The 16,385-nt window shown below is 71.7% G+C and carries 14 protein-coding genes; 3 read left to right on the top strand and 11 right to left on the bottom strand.

Annotation, left to right across the window (positions count from 1 at the left end):
- On the top strand, window positions 1-1,200 hold the full coding sequence (gene rocD / locus OIE47_RS18730; protein ID WP_442792170.1) for an ornithine--oxo-acid transaminase: 1,200 nt from the start codon (window positions 1-3) through the stop codon (window positions 1,198-1,200).
- 118 nt (window positions 1,201-1,318) lie between these two features.
- Here rocD and OIE47_RS18725 read toward each other — a convergent pair whose 3' ends face one another.
- The 11 genes from OIE47_RS18725 to OIE47_RS18675 form a co-directional block, all read right to left on the bottom strand.
- Complete coding sequence (locus tag OIE47_RS18725) at window positions 1,319-2,476, bottom strand: FHA domain-containing protein (RefSeq protein WP_326562767.1); 1,158 nt, start codon at window positions 2,474-2,476, stop codon at window positions 1,319-1,321.
- Window positions 2,473-2,766 carry a 4a-hydroxytetrahydrobiopterin dehydratase gene (locus tag OIE47_RS18720; protein ID WP_326562766.1) on the bottom strand — a complete coding sequence of 98 codons (294 nt, stop codon included), beginning with the start codon at window positions 2,764-2,766 and terminating at the stop codon, window positions 2,473-2,475. The genes OIE47_RS18725 and OIE47_RS18720 overlap by 4 nt, the downstream gene beginning before the upstream one ends.
- A gap of 75 nt (window positions 2,767-2,841) precedes the next feature.
- A complete protein-coding gene (locus OIE47_RS18715) occupies window positions 2,842-3,873 on the bottom strand; it encodes a fatty acid desaturase family protein (RefSeq protein WP_326562765.1) in 1,032 nt (343 codons plus the stop codon).
- Window positions 3,874-4,022: 149 nt separating this feature from the next.
- On the bottom strand, window positions 4,023-7,841 hold the full coding sequence (locus OIE47_RS18710; protein ID WP_326562764.1) for an SCO7613 C-terminal domain-containing membrane protein: 3,819 nt from the start codon (window positions 7,839-7,841) through the stop codon (window positions 4,023-4,025).
- Between the two features lie 104 nt (window positions 7,842-7,945).
- The gene (gene cutA / locus OIE47_RS18705) at window positions 7,946-8,266 is read right to left on the bottom strand and encodes a divalent-cation tolerance protein CutA (protein ID WP_326562763.1); all 321 of its coding nucleotides are present in this window, start codon (window positions 8,264-8,266) and stop codon (window positions 7,946-7,948) included.
- 10 nt (window positions 8,267-8,276) lie between these two features.
- Window positions 8,277-9,323, bottom strand: coding sequence for a 1-acyl-sn-glycerol-3-phosphate acyltransferase (locus OIE47_RS18700; RefSeq protein ID WP_326562762.1), 1,047 nt, complete (start codon window positions 9,321-9,323; stop codon window positions 8,277-8,279).
- On the bottom strand, window positions 9,323-10,159 hold the full coding sequence (locus tag OIE47_RS18695) for a patatin-like phospholipase family protein (RefSeq protein WP_326562761.1): 837 nt from the start codon (window positions 10,157-10,159) through the stop codon (window positions 9,323-9,325). The genes OIE47_RS18700 and OIE47_RS18695 overlap by 1 nt, the downstream gene beginning before the upstream one ends.
- A 95-nt stretch (window positions 10,160-10,254) precedes the next feature.
- Window positions 10,255-10,998 carry an SDR family NAD(P)-dependent oxidoreductase gene (locus tag OIE47_RS18690; protein ID WP_326562760.1) on the bottom strand — a complete coding sequence of 248 codons (744 nt, stop codon included), beginning with the start codon at window positions 10,996-10,998 and terminating at the stop codon, window positions 10,255-10,257.
- Window positions 10,999-11,126: 128 nt separating this feature from the next.
- Window positions 11,127-11,384 carry a helix-turn-helix transcriptional regulator gene (locus OIE47_RS18685; protein ID WP_326562759.1) on the bottom strand — a complete coding sequence of 86 codons (258 nt, stop codon included), beginning with the start codon at window positions 11,382-11,384 and terminating at the stop codon, window positions 11,127-11,129.
- 13 nt (window positions 11,385-11,397) lie between these two features.
- Window positions 11,398-12,255: an ABC transporter permease gene (locus tag OIE47_RS18680; RefSeq protein WP_326562758.1), complete on the bottom strand. Its 858-nt coding sequence runs from the start codon at window positions 12,253-12,255 to the stop codon at window positions 11,398-11,400.
- The gene (locus OIE47_RS18675) at window positions 12,252-13,136 is read right to left on the bottom strand and encodes an ABC transporter ATP-binding protein (RefSeq protein WP_442792169.1); all 885 of its coding nucleotides are present in this window, start codon (window positions 13,134-13,136) and stop codon (window positions 12,252-12,254) included. The genes OIE47_RS18680 and OIE47_RS18675 overlap by 4 nt, the downstream gene beginning before the upstream one ends.
- 322 nt (window positions 13,137-13,458) lie before the next feature.
- Between OIE47_RS18675 and OIE47_RS18670 the strand changes: the two genes are divergently transcribed.
- Together OIE47_RS18670 and OIE47_RS18665 are read left to right on the top strand one after the other, a co-directional pair.
- Window positions 13,459-14,640 (top strand): hypothetical protein, encoded by a 1,182-nt coding sequence (locus OIE47_RS18670; protein ID WP_326562756.1) that lies wholly within the window; start codon window positions 13,459-13,461, stop codon window positions 14,638-14,640.
- A 135-nt stretch (window positions 14,641-14,775) separates the two neighbouring features.
- Window positions 14,776-16,338, top strand: a complete 1,563-nt coding sequence (locus tag OIE47_RS18665; protein ID WP_326562755.1) for a protein kinase domain-containing protein — start codon at window positions 14,776-14,778, stop codon at window positions 16,336-16,338.
- Window positions 16,339-16,385: the final 47 nt, after the last annotated feature.

Raw genomic sequence — 16,385 nt, 5'->3', positions numbered from 1 at the left:
ATGCTGCTGACCCCCGGTGCGGTACGCGACGCGGAACGCTGGACCGCGCACAACTACCACCCGCTGCCGGTGGTGATCTCCTCCGCCGAGGGCGCCTGGGTGACCGACATCGACGGCAAGCGTTACCTCGACTGCCTGGCCGGCTACTCGGCGCTCAACTTCGGCCACCGCCACCCCAAGCTGATCGCCACCGCGCACGAACAGCTCGACCGGCTCACCCTGACCAGCCGCGCCTTCGTCCACGACCAGTTCGCCACCTTCTGCCACGAACTGGCCGACCTCTGCGGCACCGAACTCGTCCTGCCGATGAACACCGGCGCCGAGGCGGTCGAGACCGCGATCAAGGTCGCCCGCAAGTGGGGCTACCAGGTCAAGGGCGTACCGGCGGGCAAGGCCACCATCGTGGTCGCCGACGGCAACTTCCACGGCCGGACCACCACCATCATCAGCTTCTCCACCGACCCGGACGCCCGCAACGACTTCGGGCCGTACACCCCCGGTTTCAAGATCGTGCCGTACGGGGACCTGACCGCGCTCGCCGAGGCGATCGACGAGAACACCGTCGCCGTACTGCTCGAACCGATCCAGGGTGAGCAGGGTGTGGTCGTACCGCCGGTCGGCTACCTGCCCGGCGTACGTCAGCTCTGCACCGAGCAGAACGTGCTCTTCCTCGCCGACGAGATCCAGTCCGGGCTGGGCCGTACCGGCACCACGTTCGCCCTCGACCACGAGGGTGTCCGGCCGGACATGTACCTGCTCGGCAAGGCGCTCGGGGGCGGCATCGTGCCGGTCTCCGCGGTGGCTGCGGACAGGTCCGTACTCGGTGTGCTGCGCCCCGGTGAGCACGGGTCGACCTTCGGCGGGAACCCGCTGGCCTGCGCGGTCGCCACCGAGGTCGTACGCCTGCTCGCCACCGGGGAGTTCCAGCGCCGCTCGGCCGAGCTGGGCGCCCGGCTGCACGCCTCCCTCAACGGGCTGATCGGCGAGGGCCTGGTCGCCGTACGCGGTCGCGGGCTCTGGGCGGGGATCGACATCGACCCGTCCCTGATGACCGGCCGGCAGGCGTGCGAACGGCTGGCCGAGCGCGGTGTCCTGGCCAAGGACACCCACGGCTCCACCCTCCGCCTAGCCCCGCCCCTGGTCGTCGAACCCGAAGAACTCGACTTCGCCGTCACCCAACTCCGCGAGATCCTCGCCTGACCCGAGGCGCCTGTTCTTCGAGACACCTGTTGTAGAGGAAGAGTGGTTATCCGTAGCCGGATAACCACTCTTCCTCTACAAGTGCGGGATGGAACTCGGGGAGGGGGGAGGGCGGGGGTCAGGGGCGTTCTATGACGCGCATGGCCATGGTGGGGGCTTCGGCCATGACGGAGGTCGGGTTGATTACGCCGCCGGAGGTCCAGTTGCCGGAGGAGCCGACCTGGACGCCGGGGTAGAGCTCGACGAAGTCGCCGCCGCGCAGCACCCGGTTGGCCTGCTGGGTGAGCGCGATCCGCTCGTCCTCGTCCATCGAACCGCCCGGCCGGATCCCCGAGCCGTTGGTGCTCACGTCGTAGGCGACCAGGTCACCGCCGCGCAGCTCGAACCGTACGTGGCTGCGGCTGATCCAGCGCCGGGCCTCCTCGCTCAACCACTGGCCGAGCATGATGCCGCCGCTCTCCTCCGGTGCCCGTCCGACCACCACCGGCCGGTCGGCGGCGACCACGAACCGGCGGCGTACCTGGCCGCCGACCCGGACCGACAGGACCTCGGTGTCCGGGCGGGGGCCGGCGTCGGTGAGCCGCCGGTCGTGCCGGGGGCAGCTCGGTGCGCCGGACCGCAGCGTCGGTGGCGGCTGTCCGCCCGGCTCACGGTCGGAGCGGGCCAGGTCGGCGAAGGATCCGCCGCCACCGCCACCGTCGCCGAACAACACGCAGCCGGGCTCGGGGCAGCGCCAGAGCCGGGCCAGGAGCTTCGCCCCGGTCGGGGACGGGCCGGGTGAGGTCCAGACCGCGTTGCCACCGGACTGCGGCACCAGGGTCGGTCCGTTGGCGCCGCTCACCGGGGCGAGCAGGCGGCCGGGCTGCGAGTTCAGCCACGGGTAGCGCCCGAGCATGCCGTCGAACCGCATCCGGCTGAGTACCGGCAGGCCGAGCAGGTCGGCCAGTTCCAGCATCCGCTCCACCGGATTGGGCAGCACCTCGACCAGGCCGTCGTCGGCCCAGCGGCGGACCACCATCCGCTCGTTCGAGGTCAGGTCGGCGTCCGAGAGCAGAGCCCGGTGGACCACCGGGTAGACCGGGACGCTGTCCTCCTCCAGTTGCCGGCTGAGCGCGTCGATGACGATGCCGAGCCGGAGCATGCTGGCCGGACGGCCGCCGTCGAAGTCCGTGTAGCGGACCACCTCGGCCAGGTCGAGTACGGCCCGAGCGAGCGACGGATCGGTGCAGACCCGGCCTTCGATCGCGTCGAGGACCTTGCTGATCTCGAATCTCACGCCGTTCCCCCGAGGATCTGGTCAATACGCTGGGCAAGTTGGAAGTCGCGCCGGGTCACTCCGCCAACCGAGTGGGTGGCGCACCGGAAGGTCACGGTGCGCCACCTGATGTCGATGTCGGGGTGGTGGTCGAGTTCCTCGGCCACCGCCGCCACCCGGTTCACCACATCGATCGCCTCGGGAAAGCTGCCCAGCTCGGCCGTACGGGTCAGCACCGCCGGGTCGCCGGACCAGCCGTCCAACTTCTCCAGCTCACCGCGCACCGCGTCGGCGTCCAGCACCTCTGCCATGGGGCAGACCTTACCGTCGTCGTTCCCGACCGGGGAGGGCAACCGTGGTCGGCCCACCCACCGAGGGCGGTCGCGTCACCGACCGGCGCGCAGCTCCGCGCCCACGCTGTGCAGGTGCCGCAGGGCCTGGGCGTACGAGTCGACGAGTCCGGTCTCCTCGTACGGGATGCCCTGTTCGGCGCAGTACGCCTTGACGATCGGCTGTGCCTTGCGCAGGTTCGACCGCGCCATGCTCGGGAAGAGGTGGTGCTCGATCTGGTAGTTGAGCCCGCCGAGGGTGAAGTCGACCAGCCGGCTGCCCCGTACGTTGCGCGAGGTGAGCACCTGCTTGCGCAGGAAGTCGAGGTCGTCCTCGGCGGTCAGCATCGGCATGCCCTTGTGGTTGGGCGCGAACGAGCAGCCCATGTAGACACCCCACAACCCCTGGTGTACGGCGATGAAGACCAGGGCCTTCACCGGCGACAGGACGGTGAACAGTACGCCGAAGTACGCGGCCACGTGCACGACCAGCAGTACCGCCTCGATCGCCCGGTACCGCATCGGCGAACGGAACAGCCCCTTGAAGCTGTCGACGTGCAGGCTCAGCCCTTCCAGCGTCAGCATCGGGAAGAACAGGTACGCCTGACGCTGGGCCAGCCAGCGGCCGAACCCCTTCGTTTCCCGTGCCTGTTCGTCGGTCCAGACCAGGGCGCCCGCGCCAACGTCGGGGTCGTGGTCCTCGTGGTTCGGATTGGCGTGGTGCCGGTTGTGCTTGTCGATCCACCACCCGTAGCTGATCCCGGTGGCGAGGTTCGCGGCGAGCAGTCCGGCGACCTGGCTGGCTTGGCGACTGCGGAACATCTGCCGGTGCCCGGCGTCGTGGCCGAGGAAGGCGACCTGGGTGCTGGCGATCGCGAGTCCGACCGCCACCAGCAGTTGCCACCAGGAGTCGCCGACGAGGAACACCGCCACCCAGCCGGCGACGAACAGACCGGCGGTGATCGCGATCTTCGTCGCGTACCAACCGGGGCGGCGCTCCAGGAGACCTGCCTGATTGATCCGTCGAGATAACTTGGCGTAGTCACTACCCCGACGAAGAGCAGGCTCAACCACCGCGCCGACCGTCATCGCTTCTCCTAGGAGCTGGGATTTTATGACGCCCCGGGCGAGACGTGCTTACTCAAGTGTCACGGGTGGGCTTGCGCTGAGTAACCCTGGAAACCCCCTAATGCGGGGTAGGGCCAGCACTACCTCACTCATCCTTTCCGGCAGCGAATCTAACTCATCCGGCCGACGGCGGCACGCCATCGGGCGAGGTCACGGCGGCGGCGTTCGTAGGTGATGGCGAGTCCGATCAGGGCGAGGCCGCCGAGGGCCAGGAAGATCCAACGGGGCAGCCGGTCCCAGGCGCCGACCACCTCGTACAGCGCGGCGATGGCCAGGGTGGCGCCGCCGAGCACCGCCGGTGCCTGCCGCCGCCAGTGCGCACCGGCGAGCACCACCACGAGTGCACCGACCCCGAGCAGGAGCCGCCGCCACGGCTGGTCCCCGGCGACGAGGATCGAGGCGAGGCTCGGCAGCAGCGCGGCCGTCAGCCCCGGCCCGTACGTCACCCAGCTACTCAGCGCCGGCCGGGCCCGCAGGGCGAGCGCGCCGACGATCAGCGCACAGAGCGCCGCCGGCAGGGTGTACGCCTCCAGCAGCGCGACCTGCGCGGAGGTGAGCAGCAGCCAGACCGCGAGCAGTTCACAGCCGACGGCCACGGCGGCGAGGACCGCCCGGCGTCGGGCGGGTTCACCGGGGCGCAGGGCGCGCAGGCCGACCGCCACTCCCCAGAGGGTGGCGACGGCGGCCGCGTACCGGATCGCACCGGTGGTGAGCAGCAGCGCGACGACCGCACCGGCGTGGGCTGCCGCCTCGACGGCAACCGACTCGACCGGCCGCCGGCCGCGCAGGACGGCACCTCCGGCGAGCGCGACCGCGGCGACCCCGAGGGCCGCGAACGCGGCGAGCCGCAGCGGCAGGTCGGCTGCGTGGGACGCGGCGACCGCGAAGGCCAGTCCGGCGCCGATCGCGGCCAGCCACCCGGCGACCCTCGCCACCGGCACCCGGCCCGCCGCCGTGCTGACCGCACCGGCACCGATCGCCGCGCCGGTCAGCACGACCAGGCCCAGCGCGACCAGGGTGGTGGCCTCGGTCGGCAACGCGCCCGCCAGGCCCGCTCCGGCAAGCATCACCCCCAGCGGTACGAGCACCAGCCCGCCACCAACACCGGCGAGCAGCGTTGTCCCGGCACCACCGAGCAGCGCCGAGCCTGCACCACCGGGCAGCGTTGTTCCGGCACCACCGAGCAGCGCCGACCCGGCACCGCCGGGCCCGTCCGATGGGCCCGCCGGGCCGGCACCGGTGGACGCTGCCGTCCGGCGCGTCGGGACGGTGGCGACGAGCAGGGCGGCGAGACCGCCGAGCAGGGCCACCGCCGGTACGACCGGCCACCGGGCACCCGCCCCGGCGAGCACCACCAGCAGAGCCGTGGCAGCCAGCGGGAGCCCGGCCAGGGTCGCCCCGGTGATCGTCCGGTACCACCCCCAGCCGGCCAGGGTCGCGGTGACGGCGAGTACCACCAGCGCCGCCCCGGATGGGCCGTCGACCGGCCACCCGGTCGGGGCGAGTCCCACCCCGGCGGGCGCCCCGGACCAGATCCGCCCCAGCCATCCGTACGGGCCGAGCAGGACCGCCCCGATCGCGGGCGCCACCCCCAGGACGGCCGCGAACGCCAGCACCGGCACCCCGAACAGACCGGGCGAGATCACCCCCACCTCCCGCCCGACCGCTTGGTGCGCTGCCACCGCACGCCCGGCCACTTCGTCCCCTGCTGCCCGGCCGGCGCCGAGCAGGCCGGTGAGGTACAGCCCACCGACCAGCAGGAGCAGGCCGACCGCCGCGTAGAGAGCGACGGGTTCGCCGGTCCGGCCGAACAGCGGCGCCAGCCCGGTCACCAGTGCGGTGAGCGCGAGCGCGGTGTCGGCGTACGGCAGGTAATGGGTCCGGCGGCGACGCAGTACGGCAACCGCCCCGAGCAGCAGTACACCGCTGGCGAGGGCCGCCCGCGACTGCCACCACGGCTCCACCCCGGCGGCGAACAGTCCCACGGTCACCGTGCCCGGTACGGCGAGCAGCCCGATGCCGAGCGCGGTCCCGCCGATCGCCCGTCGTACGCCCGCCAGCCGGTCCTGCGACCCGTTCCCGGCGAGTACGGCGACACCCACCCCGATCACCAGGATCGCGCCGAGTACGGCCGCCGCGCTTCCCGGTCGGGCGAGGCCGAGCAGGAACGCGTGCCCGACCAGCACGGTTCCCGTACCGGCTCGGACCAGCAGGGTCAGCGCACCCGGCGCCGGGACGCGTACGGCGGTGGCGAGCACGACCGCCGCCACGGTCAGTTCCACGACGGCCAGCGCCCACCAGGGCAGCGCCACCCCGGCCGGGATCGCGAGCACCGCGAGGCCGATCCCGAGCACGCCGATCGGTTCCCGGGCAGGTCGGGGCAGCAGCACCGCCAACGCGACCGCGACCAGCAGCGCGGTGACCGACACCTGCCAGTCGAGAATGCTGACCGGCCCGGTGCCGGTCCCCCGCCACACCGGCAGTGACCGGGTCGCCGCCTCGTACGCGATCGACAGCGTCATCGTCCCGACCAGCAGGCCGAGTACGCCGCCGAGCAGCAGCCCGCCGACCCTCGGGCCGCCCCGTACCCCGGCCGGCAGGCGTGGCCCGGTCAGGGTGACCGCGACGGCCAGCCCGGCGACGACCAGGCCGCTGGCGAGCAGCAGGAACGATCCCGCCCACTCGGCGACCGGCCGCAGGACCGTACCGGCGAGGCCGATGACGACCACCAGTCCGGCGGCGGCCTGGAAGCCGGCGTTGCGCGTCAGCACCGCGCCCGCCACCAGGACCGCCACCGCGACCAGCAGCGGGCCGCCGGCCAGTGCCGGCATTCCGGGGCCGTCGGCCACCAGCAGCGCGACCAGGCCGCAGAGCCCGGCAGCGGCCAGTGCGGCGGCGTACGCCACCCAGCCGAGCACCTGACGAGCCAGCGCCACCCCTCCGGGCGCCGTCCCGTCAGTTCCCCCATCGCCGACACGCACGCCGGCCCCGTCCGGTTCACCCGGAGCCGAACCGGCTACGCCCGCCGCATCCGGTTGAGCCGGAGCCGAACCGGCCACGGCCGTGTTCCGCCCGGTGGTGCGGGTGGTGTGGACGACCGCCAGGTTGAACGCGGCCAACGCGGCGAACACGAGCGCCCAACCGGCGGCGTCGGGTTCCCACCGGGACGCGAGCAGCGGCAGCACCGGCTGGGCGAACACCAGCGCGGTGAACCAGGGCGCCCAGAGCCGGGTGAGCCGCCGGTACCCGGTCGCCGCCGCGGCGCTGACCCCCCAGACCAGCGCCGCGTAGGAGGCGCCCGGCCAGCCGGCGACCCCGAACAGGTTCACCGACCAGGCGGCGTAACCGTCGAGTGCCACCAGCAGCAGCCCGACCACCGAGAACGTCTCCGCGGTGGCGGTGAGCCCGCGCCGCTTCGCCAGCGGGGGCGCGGCCAGCACCAAGCCGGTGATGCCGGCCAGGATCGCCGCCCGCCCGGCCACGCCGACAACCGACCAGGTGACGACCATGAAGACGACCGCGGCGGTGCAGAGCAACAGTCCACCGAGGACGAAAAGCAGATTCTGTACGGCCCGGGTGGACGCCTCCGGGCGTACCGGTGGAACCTGCGGGGCGGCGGTGACCGGGGCGACCCGAGGGACCGGCGCGGCGGCCACCGGGGCGACTGGACGGGCGGCGAACATCGCCGCCCGCACCTGGGCGGCGAGGTCGGCCCGCCGTCGCCGCAGGTCGTCGAGGGCGGCGTTCAGCGTCGTGTACGCCTGCCGGGCCTGCTCGACCCGTCCGGTCAGCGCGACGATCTCGCCGTCCAACCGGACCACCTCGGCGGCGACCGGATCCGGTGCCCGACCGCAGCGCGGGCAGCCGGTGCTCAGATTGGCCCCGGCCCCGCACGCGGGGCAGGGATACAGACTCGGCGGAGTGCTCACCCTGGCATGGTGGCCCCGCCGGTCGGACCCGGCCCAGAGTCCGCGTACTCATCAATGGTCCGGCGGTCGGCTTGTGTACTCAGGCCGACGGGTGGGTGCCGGCGTCAGGTACGGGTCTGTTCGTGCACCCAGGCGGTGTAGTCCGGGTTTCCGCCCTCGACCCAGTGCACCAGAACCTCCGGCACCTCGTACGGATGCGCGCTGCGCAGGTGCTCGACCAGCGCCTCCACCCGGTCCGGTGCGGTTTTGAACTGCACCGACCATTCCCGGGTGGTTTCCATTCGGGACTGCCACCAATAGGTGCTGTCCATCGGGCCACCGACCTGGGCGCAGGCCGCAAGCCGGCCGGCGACCGCCGCGGCGGCGAGCAGATCCGCCACCGACCGGGCATCCACCACGGTCGTTACGATGCAGAGCTGGTCCACGCCGCGCACCCTACGCGTTGGTGCGGTGGATATCGACCCATTCGTCGATCCGTTTCCACCAGTCGTAGAGCCAGTCGATCCGCTCCTGCCGCCCGGCAGGGATTTCCTCCGGCGGAACCGACCAGAACCGCATCACAATTTTCTTGTCCATCGGGAGTTCACGCCAGACATCCGCCACCGTGAGCATCCGGTCCAGACCGGTGTGCGCGACGAAAATGACCCCCGCGTCCGGCGCCGCGTCCAACGCCGCGAGTACGCCACCCGGCTGCGGCGCCAGGACGTGTTGCATCCCCTCCGCCCGTACGGCCATCTTTTCCAGCCCTCGGGCCCGGAGCCGCTCGATGGCCCGGATCCGGCGGCGCGGGGTGAAGTTCCCGCCCTCCGGGAAGATCACGAACGCGTCGTTGCTGTCCAGCCCGACGGCCAGGTGACCGACCTGCTCGGTGAGTGTCCTGCCCGGTTGCCGACTGTCGGCACCGACCACCGGATCCTGCGCCCGGCCCGGCGCGATGAACCGGTTCGGCAACCGGTTCAGCAGTACGTCGACCGCCGGATCCCACTGGAGGGTCTCCTTCAGCACGATCCGCGGCTCCCGGTCGAACCAGTTGACCAGCGCGTGGATCAGGATGAACGAGTCACCGGGACCGGCGTGCCGGCAGAGCACCAGCTCCGGACGACCGGGCAGTGCGGTGTCCGGGTCGGCGCCGACCACCTCGATGGTCAACCGCAGCGCCCACTGGGCCTGCCAGAACAGGAAGTTGAGAAACCAGCCGGTCAGCACGTAGTGCGCCCGCTGGAACCGGGGCGAACGCTTCTTCCAACCGAAGCCGGAGGCGATCCAGAGCCCGAACAGGGCGATCAGCGCGCTGGCGTCCCAGGCCACGTAAATGATCGCCATCCAGAGCACCCGCAGCGGGCGCAGGTAGCCCGGCACCAGCGGCGAGGCCGCCGCGGCGAGCAGCAACCAGATCGGGAGCGCGCTGACGAACAGGGCCGCGAGCAGCACCACCGCCGGGCCGAACAGCACCCGTCGAAGCCACCGGGGCGGCAACCGCATCAGACGCCCTCGACGTGCGAGTGCAGGTAACGCCGGGAGGCGGTGTACGCCCGGCTGATCCGCCGCCCGACCGCCGCCATGTCCCGGTACGCCCACGGGGTGTCGTCGCGCGGCTGGGACCCGCCGGTCGGCAGCACGTGCACGTCCACGTCGTCGGGCAGCGCCGCCATCTCCCGGGCGAACCGGTGCCGGCGGGCGATCTCGAACGCGACCTGGGCGATCTCCCAGGGTCGTCGCGGCGGCGTCAGCGGCCGTTCGATCCGGCCCACCTGGAGTACGAAGATCTGCTTGGCGCCGCTCTCCACCGCCTCGCCGATCGGGATCGAGTTGACGATCCCCCCGTCGACGAAGTGTTCGCCGCCGATCTCGGCCGGCGGCAGCAGCCCCGGTACGGAGGCGGAGGCGAGGACCGCCTCGACCAGCGGCCCGGTGGAGAACCAGTGTTCGGCGGCCCGTTCGATGCTCGCCGCGCAGCACCGGAACGGCACCTTCAGGTCGGCGAAGGTGGTCCGCTCACCGAGTTCCGCCTCCAACAGCCGGCGCAGCGGGCGCGGCGAGTGCAGGTGCGTACGGGCGGCGAACCGGCGGAGTTGCCGGGCGACCGAGTCGCCGTACACCTCGCTGGCCTCGGGGGACGCCCAGAGGCGTACCAGTCGGTCGGTGACCGCCTCGGTCGGGTCGGCGGCGACCAGGGCACCGTTGACCGCACCGATCGACGTGCCGATGACGAGGTCGGGGCGGATGCCGGCGCGGAACAGCGCCCGGAGCATGCCGACCTCGACCGCGCCGAGTACGCCCCCACCGCCGAGCACAAACGCGACCGGACCTTTGACCATGCCTTTCATCGTGGCACGACCGGTCACGGTCGCACTCGGCGCGCCCGGTCATCACCTCCGGTCGGCCCGGCAGCTCGATGCGTGGAGCAGGAGAGTCAGTCCGGGTAGATGCCGCCGTCGAGGGTGATCACCTTGTTGGTCAGGTACGAGTTGGTCAGCATCGCCAGCACCATCGCGGCCACGTCGTCGGCGGTGCCCAGGCGTCCGACCGGCACCGGAGTTCCCGGATTGTCCGGGTTGGCCGCTACGAAGCCGGTGCCGGCGATCAGCGCCGGGGCGATGGTGTTGACGGTGACGCCGTTCCCGGCGACCCGGCCGGCGAGGTGGTGCATCAGTCCGTGCAGACCGGCCTTGCTGGCCGCGTAGTGCGGGCCGATGACCCCGCCGTTGAGCGCGGCGATCGACGACAGGAAGAGGATCCGACCGAACCCTCGGCTGATCATGTCCGGGAGTACGGCGCGGGTCATCAGCCACGGGGCGCGCAGGTTGACCGCCATCGTCTCGTCCCACAGGTCCAGTTCCACCTGGTCCCAGGAGAGCTTCTGCCCGACCCCGGCGTTCGCCACCAGCACGTCGACGCTGCCGAGTTCGGCTCGGGTGGCCTCGACCGTGGCTGCCGCCACCTCGGGCTGGCGCAGGTCGGCGGGGAGGACGAGGGCCCGCTGCCCCAGTGCCCGGATCTGGTCGGCGATCCCCTCGGCGGGGGCTCGATGACCGGCGTAGGTCAGGGCGACGTCCGCACCGGCGGCGGCCAGGCTGAGCGAGATCGCCCCACCGATCCCACCGGAGCCGCCGGTGACCAGCGCGCACCGACCGTACAGATCCTCGCCCTCAGCCACGTTGCCGCCCTTCGCCACCGGGGATGGTGCACCGAATCAGGACAAACCTAACTCGGCGGCGGTCCGGGCACGCCGGTTTCGGCCGCGCCCGTCGCTCCCGATCGGCAATCGACCCGGCGCGGGGTGGGTCAGGCGGACTGTTGTTCGGCGGCGGTGGTGGAACCGCTCCCGATCCGGGGGAAGGGCTCGGTGGAGAAGACGACCTCCACCGGCACCTCGAAGTACGCCGCGATCCGCAACGCCAGGTGCAGGCTCGGCCGGAACTCGCCCCGCTCCAGGTAGCCGACCGTCTGGTAGTGCACCCCGAGCGCCTCGGCGAGCTGGCGGCGGGAGATTCCCCGTTCCACCCGGAGCACCGCGATCCGGTCGTAGATCACTTCGTTCATGGTGTTCCCCCGCTCACGGGTTGACCCGTTGCAGGGCCTTCTCCCGGCGGGCGGCGACCCGCGATCCGGACTCGCGGCGGGCCATCCGGCGCAGCACGATCGGCGCGGCGACCAGGCCGACCACGGCCCATGCGCCGAGTACGCCGAACGTCTCCAGGTGTCGCCACGATTGTCCGATCTCGACTACCGACAGGTTGTCCGGGAGCAGCGCCGAACGCATCCCCAACCCCAGCCAGTAGATCGGGAACACCTGCGCGATCCCCTGCAACCAGGCCGGGAAGTTGGTGATCGGATAGAAGATACCGGAGGTGGCGACGAGTCCCATGATCGGCAACATGATCAGACCCATGTTGCGCGGGTTGTCGAACAGGGAGCCGAGGATCGCGCCGATCGGCATGGTGGCGACCAGCCCGAGCAGCAGCACCCAGGCCAGCGTCGTCCAGCCGCTCAGGCTGTTCACCGCCAACCCGTCGAGCAGGAACAGTCCGGGTACGAGCTGAAGCGTGAGGCTGACCAGGGTGATCCCGGAGATCAGTACGATCTTGCCGATCAGGTAGCCGAGCATCCCGTTCGGGACCGCCTTGGCCCGCAGCAGGGTGCCGTCCTCGCGTTCGACGATGAGCTGCTGGGCCAGGTTCACCAGCCCGCCGAAGGCGATGCCCATGCCGAGCGCGCTCGGCAGTGTCCGCGACCCCAGCGAGAAGTCCGTGCCCGGCACGGTGGCGCTGCGGGTGAAGACCATCACCACCAGCAGGATGACCGTGGGGAAGAGGTAGGTCCAGAGGTCCTGCGCGGTGGTGAAGGTCTGGCGCAGTTCGATCCCGCCCCGGGCCAGCCCGGACCGGGCCGCGGTGAGCATGGGCGACGTCATCGGACTACCTCCTCGAAGGTCTGTGCCGCAGGCCCGGCCCGGCCCGACTCGGCCTCCCGCACCATGGCCATGTACGTGTCCTCCAGGCTGGCCCGGCGTACCTCCAGGTCGGTGATGGACTCGCCGTGCTGCTGGAACAGCTCGCGGACGAACCGGGTGGCGTCGGAACTGCTGTGCACGAACCGCCCGTTGCCCTGGCTCCAGCGCACCTCCGCCTCGGTCGACATCCGTCGGGACAGTTCGTCGGCCGAACCGTCGGCGATGATCCGCCCACCGGCCAGGATCAGGATCCGGTCGGCCAGTTTCTCCGCCTCGTCCAGGTCGTGGGTGGTCAGCAGGATCGTGGTCTCGTCGATGTCGGAGAGCCGGTGTACGAGGTCGTGGAACTCACGCCGGGCAGCCGGGTCGAAACCGACCGTGGGCTCGTCGAGGAAGAGCAACTCGGGGCGGCCGACGATGCCGATCGCTACGTCGAGCCGGCGGCGCTGGCCCCCGGAGAGCCGGTTGACCCGCTTGCCGGCGTGCTCGGTCAGGCCGACGGCGTCGACCAGTTCGTCGATGTCCCAGGGGCGGCGCAGCGTCGGCGTGGAGTAGGGGACGTAGTAGGAGCCGAGGTGGGCGAGGAGTTCGCGTACCTGCCATTTGCCGTGGTCACGCCATGATTGCAGGACCACGCCGAGCCTGGCCCGCCACCGCTCGTCGCCGCGTCCGGGATCCACCCCGAGTACGGAGACGTCTCCGGCGGAACGCATCCGGAAGCCTTCGAGGATCTCGATGGTGGTGGTCTTGCCCGCACCGTTGGGCCCCAGCAGCGCCAGCACCTCGCCCCGCTGCGCGGTGAACGTGACTCCGTCGAGCACGTCCGTGGTGCCGTAACGCATCCGCAGGTCGCGTACGTCCAGCACGGTTGAATCGTCGGTCCGGCCGGGTGCGCCGGCGGGTGCGCTCAGCTCCCGCAACGTTGTCACAGACCTTCACCTCCCCGTCTAACTGGTCCGGCAGACCATAGCAGGTGTACTACATTTCGCGGCACCCTCTTGTCGGGTAACTGAATTTCTTGCGCCCGCCCGCGCTTCGGTAACATGAGCCGCCCGCACTGACCACCGCGAGTGCTTCGGCCGACGTGTCGGGACCGGACGGCCGGACCAATCGCGCAACGCCCCTTCGGGGTAGCCCCGAACCGGTGGTTGAGGAGACCAGGAAGTGCCCCTATCGCCCGGCTCTGACGCCCTCGCCCGGCTCCGGCGCACGATCTTCCGTGCGCCCGGTCCACTGCGGTGGGTCGCCATCGGCACGCTCATCGGACTGGTCGGGATCATCGTGCTGGTCGGAGTCGTGGTCAGTACCGGGCTCGGCCGCGTACCCGTGGTGGACGCCCGTCCCCTGGACAGCGACGGCGGCAACCGGGGCCTCGCGGCGGCACCGCTCGGCGTTGCCCCGAGTCCGGGCACCGCGCCGAAACCGGTGCCGGACACCTACGTACCGCTGGTGGTGACCGCCGGAAAGGTGTGCCCGGAGATCCCGGCGGCCCGGATCGCGGCGCAGCTCATGGCCGCCTCCGGCTTCGAAACCGACGTGCTCGGCGAGGACGGCGCGGAGGGTGTCGCGCAGTTCCGGCCCGAGCTGTGGCAGGTGTACGCACCGTCGGCCACCGCCTCACCGTCCGACCCCAACCAGGCCGTACCCGCGCTCGGGCGGGCGATGTGCGCGCTGGTGAACGACTTCGAACCGCTCGCCGGGGAGGCGTACCCGGTCGCACTGGCCGCGTTCCAATGGGGAACCGAGGCGGTACGCAAGGCCGGCGGGGTGCCGGACGCCCCGAGCCTGCGTACGTTCAACGAGATGGTGTCGGACTACACCGCGTACTACGAGCAGGACCCACGGCTGGAGCCGAAAACGGTCGCACCGACCCGCCGGGCTCCCTCGTCGGCGGGTGCGAACCCCAACCCGACTCCCAGCCGTACGCCGACTCCCAGCCCGACCGCACCCGCCTCGAACTCCACGAACTCCTCACCGGCGCCGACCTCCGCCGCGCCGTCACCCACCCCGGTGTGGCAGGAGCGGGTGGTCCGGTCGACCGCCGTGCTGCGCGAAGGTCAGTCGTGGACCTCGAACCGGCTGCGTCTCACCCTCACCGACAACGGGGACGTCACCCTCCAGGACCAGGGACAGACGGTCTGGAAGACGAACACCGGCGGCCGGGGCGGCGAAGTCCTGGTCTTTCAGGGTGACGGGAACCTGGTCCTCTACTCCCGTAGCGGGTCGACGGTGTGGAGCACGCGCACGTCCGGCCACAACGGGGCGACGCTGGTCCTGCGGGCCGACGGCAACGTTGTCATCTCCTCGAACGGCCGGACGCTCTGGCAGACCGGCACCGCGAAATGACCCGCCGGAGGTCACGGGTATAGGGGTTCGACCAGGGGTTGGCGGCAAATGCCGGGTCGGGCCATTGATCGTTGACATACTGGTTACATTCGCGCAACCTGATACGACCCCCTCCCCAGGCAGGTGCTGCGAACGATGGCTGCGATGTACGCGGGCGGCCTGCTCGCCCGCAGGTACCGTCTCATCGACCGAATTGGTGCCGGGGGCATGTCGGTCATCTGGCGTGCCCGCGACGAGGTGCTGGACCGGGTGATCGCGATCAAGGTCCTCTCCGCGTCCCTGGCCGCCGACGCCAAGTTCCGCGACATGGTCCGCGAGGAGGCCCGCGCCGCCGCCCAGCTCGTCCATCCGCACGTCACCGCCGTGCACGACTACGGCGAGGAGATCTCGCCGGACGGGACCGTCACCGCCTTCGTGGTGATGGAACTGCTCACCGGCGAGGAGTTGGAGACCCGGCTGCTGGACGGGCCGCTGCCCTGGGTCGAGGCGGTGGAGATCTGCGCCCAGGTCGCCGAGGCGCTGGCCGCCGCGCACGAACTCGGCATCGTCCACCGGGACATCACCCCGTCCAACATCATGATGACCTCGGTCGGTGCGAAGGTGCTCGACTTCGGCATCGCCACCCAGATCGGGGCGCCGGACGAGGACGAGGACGGCGAGACGTTCGGCACGCCCGCGTACGTGGCGCCGGAGCGGCTCGACGGCACCCCGGCGCAGCCCGCCACCGACACGTACTCGCTCGGGGTGCTGCTCTACGAGACGCTGACCGGGCGGGTGCCCTATCCGGCCGAGACGTGGGACGACCTGACGGAGGCGCTGCGTACCGGCAGCCCGGTGCCGCCGCTGACCGGCGTACCCGATCTGCCGCCGAGGGTCGCGGACGCCTGCCTGCGCTGCCTGGCCCGCGCCCCGGCGGACCGGCCGACCGCGCAGGAGGTCGGTGAACTGCTCCGGGACGAGCTGATCGCCGCAGAAACGCCGGGACCGCCGCCCGCCCGGCCGGCGACCATCACCCTGCCACCACTGGCACCGGCCGCGGTGGCACAGGCCCGGGAAAGGGCAAGCGCGAGCGTACGGGTGCTGCCCCCGCGCCCCGACCACGTCGGGCCGTCCGGGGCGGGCGTGCCCATCCCGGCGCCCCGGGCCTTCTCCCCCGGCACCGGGACACCCGCCGGGCCGCCGAACCGGCAGGGTGGGCGGCCCCGGATCGAGAAGATCGGCATCGCCTTCGGCGCGGTCGCCGTGCTCGGCCTGGCCGTCCTCGCCGGCATTTTCCTCAGCGAGTCGCCCCCGGCCCGGCAGGTCGGCCTGCCGACCGCACCGACCCCGACCGGCTCGGAGTTCCGGTCGTCCGCCGCCCCCGCACCACCGCCGGCCGGCACCCCGTCGCCAGATCCGGTCACGAGCACGCCGGGCCTCGTCGCCTCACCCACGGTCAGCGAGGCGGTGGACCAGTTCGAGCAGCTCGTCGGTGAGGGTCTGGCCGAGGGCGCGATCCGCGAGGACGTCGGACTCGACCTGCGCAACCAGATGCGCAACCTTGAGGCGTCGATGATGGACGGACCGGTCGAACTGACCGGACCGGTGGACCGGATACGCAGAGCCGTCGCCGTCCGGGTACGCGACGGCACCATCACGGTCGACTACGCCAAGCAACTCGACGCCGCCCTGACCCGGCTCGCCGCCGCCGCAGGCTGACCAACGGACAGGTGGGGGCACCCCTCAAGGGCACCCCCACCTGCTCC

This window comes from Micromonospora sp. NBC_01796 (assembly GCF_035917455.1).
GTDB lineage: Bacteria > Actinomycetota > Actinomycetes > Mycobacteriales > Micromonosporaceae > Micromonospora_G.
This window is presented reverse-complemented; position numbering and strand designations above follow the sequence as displayed.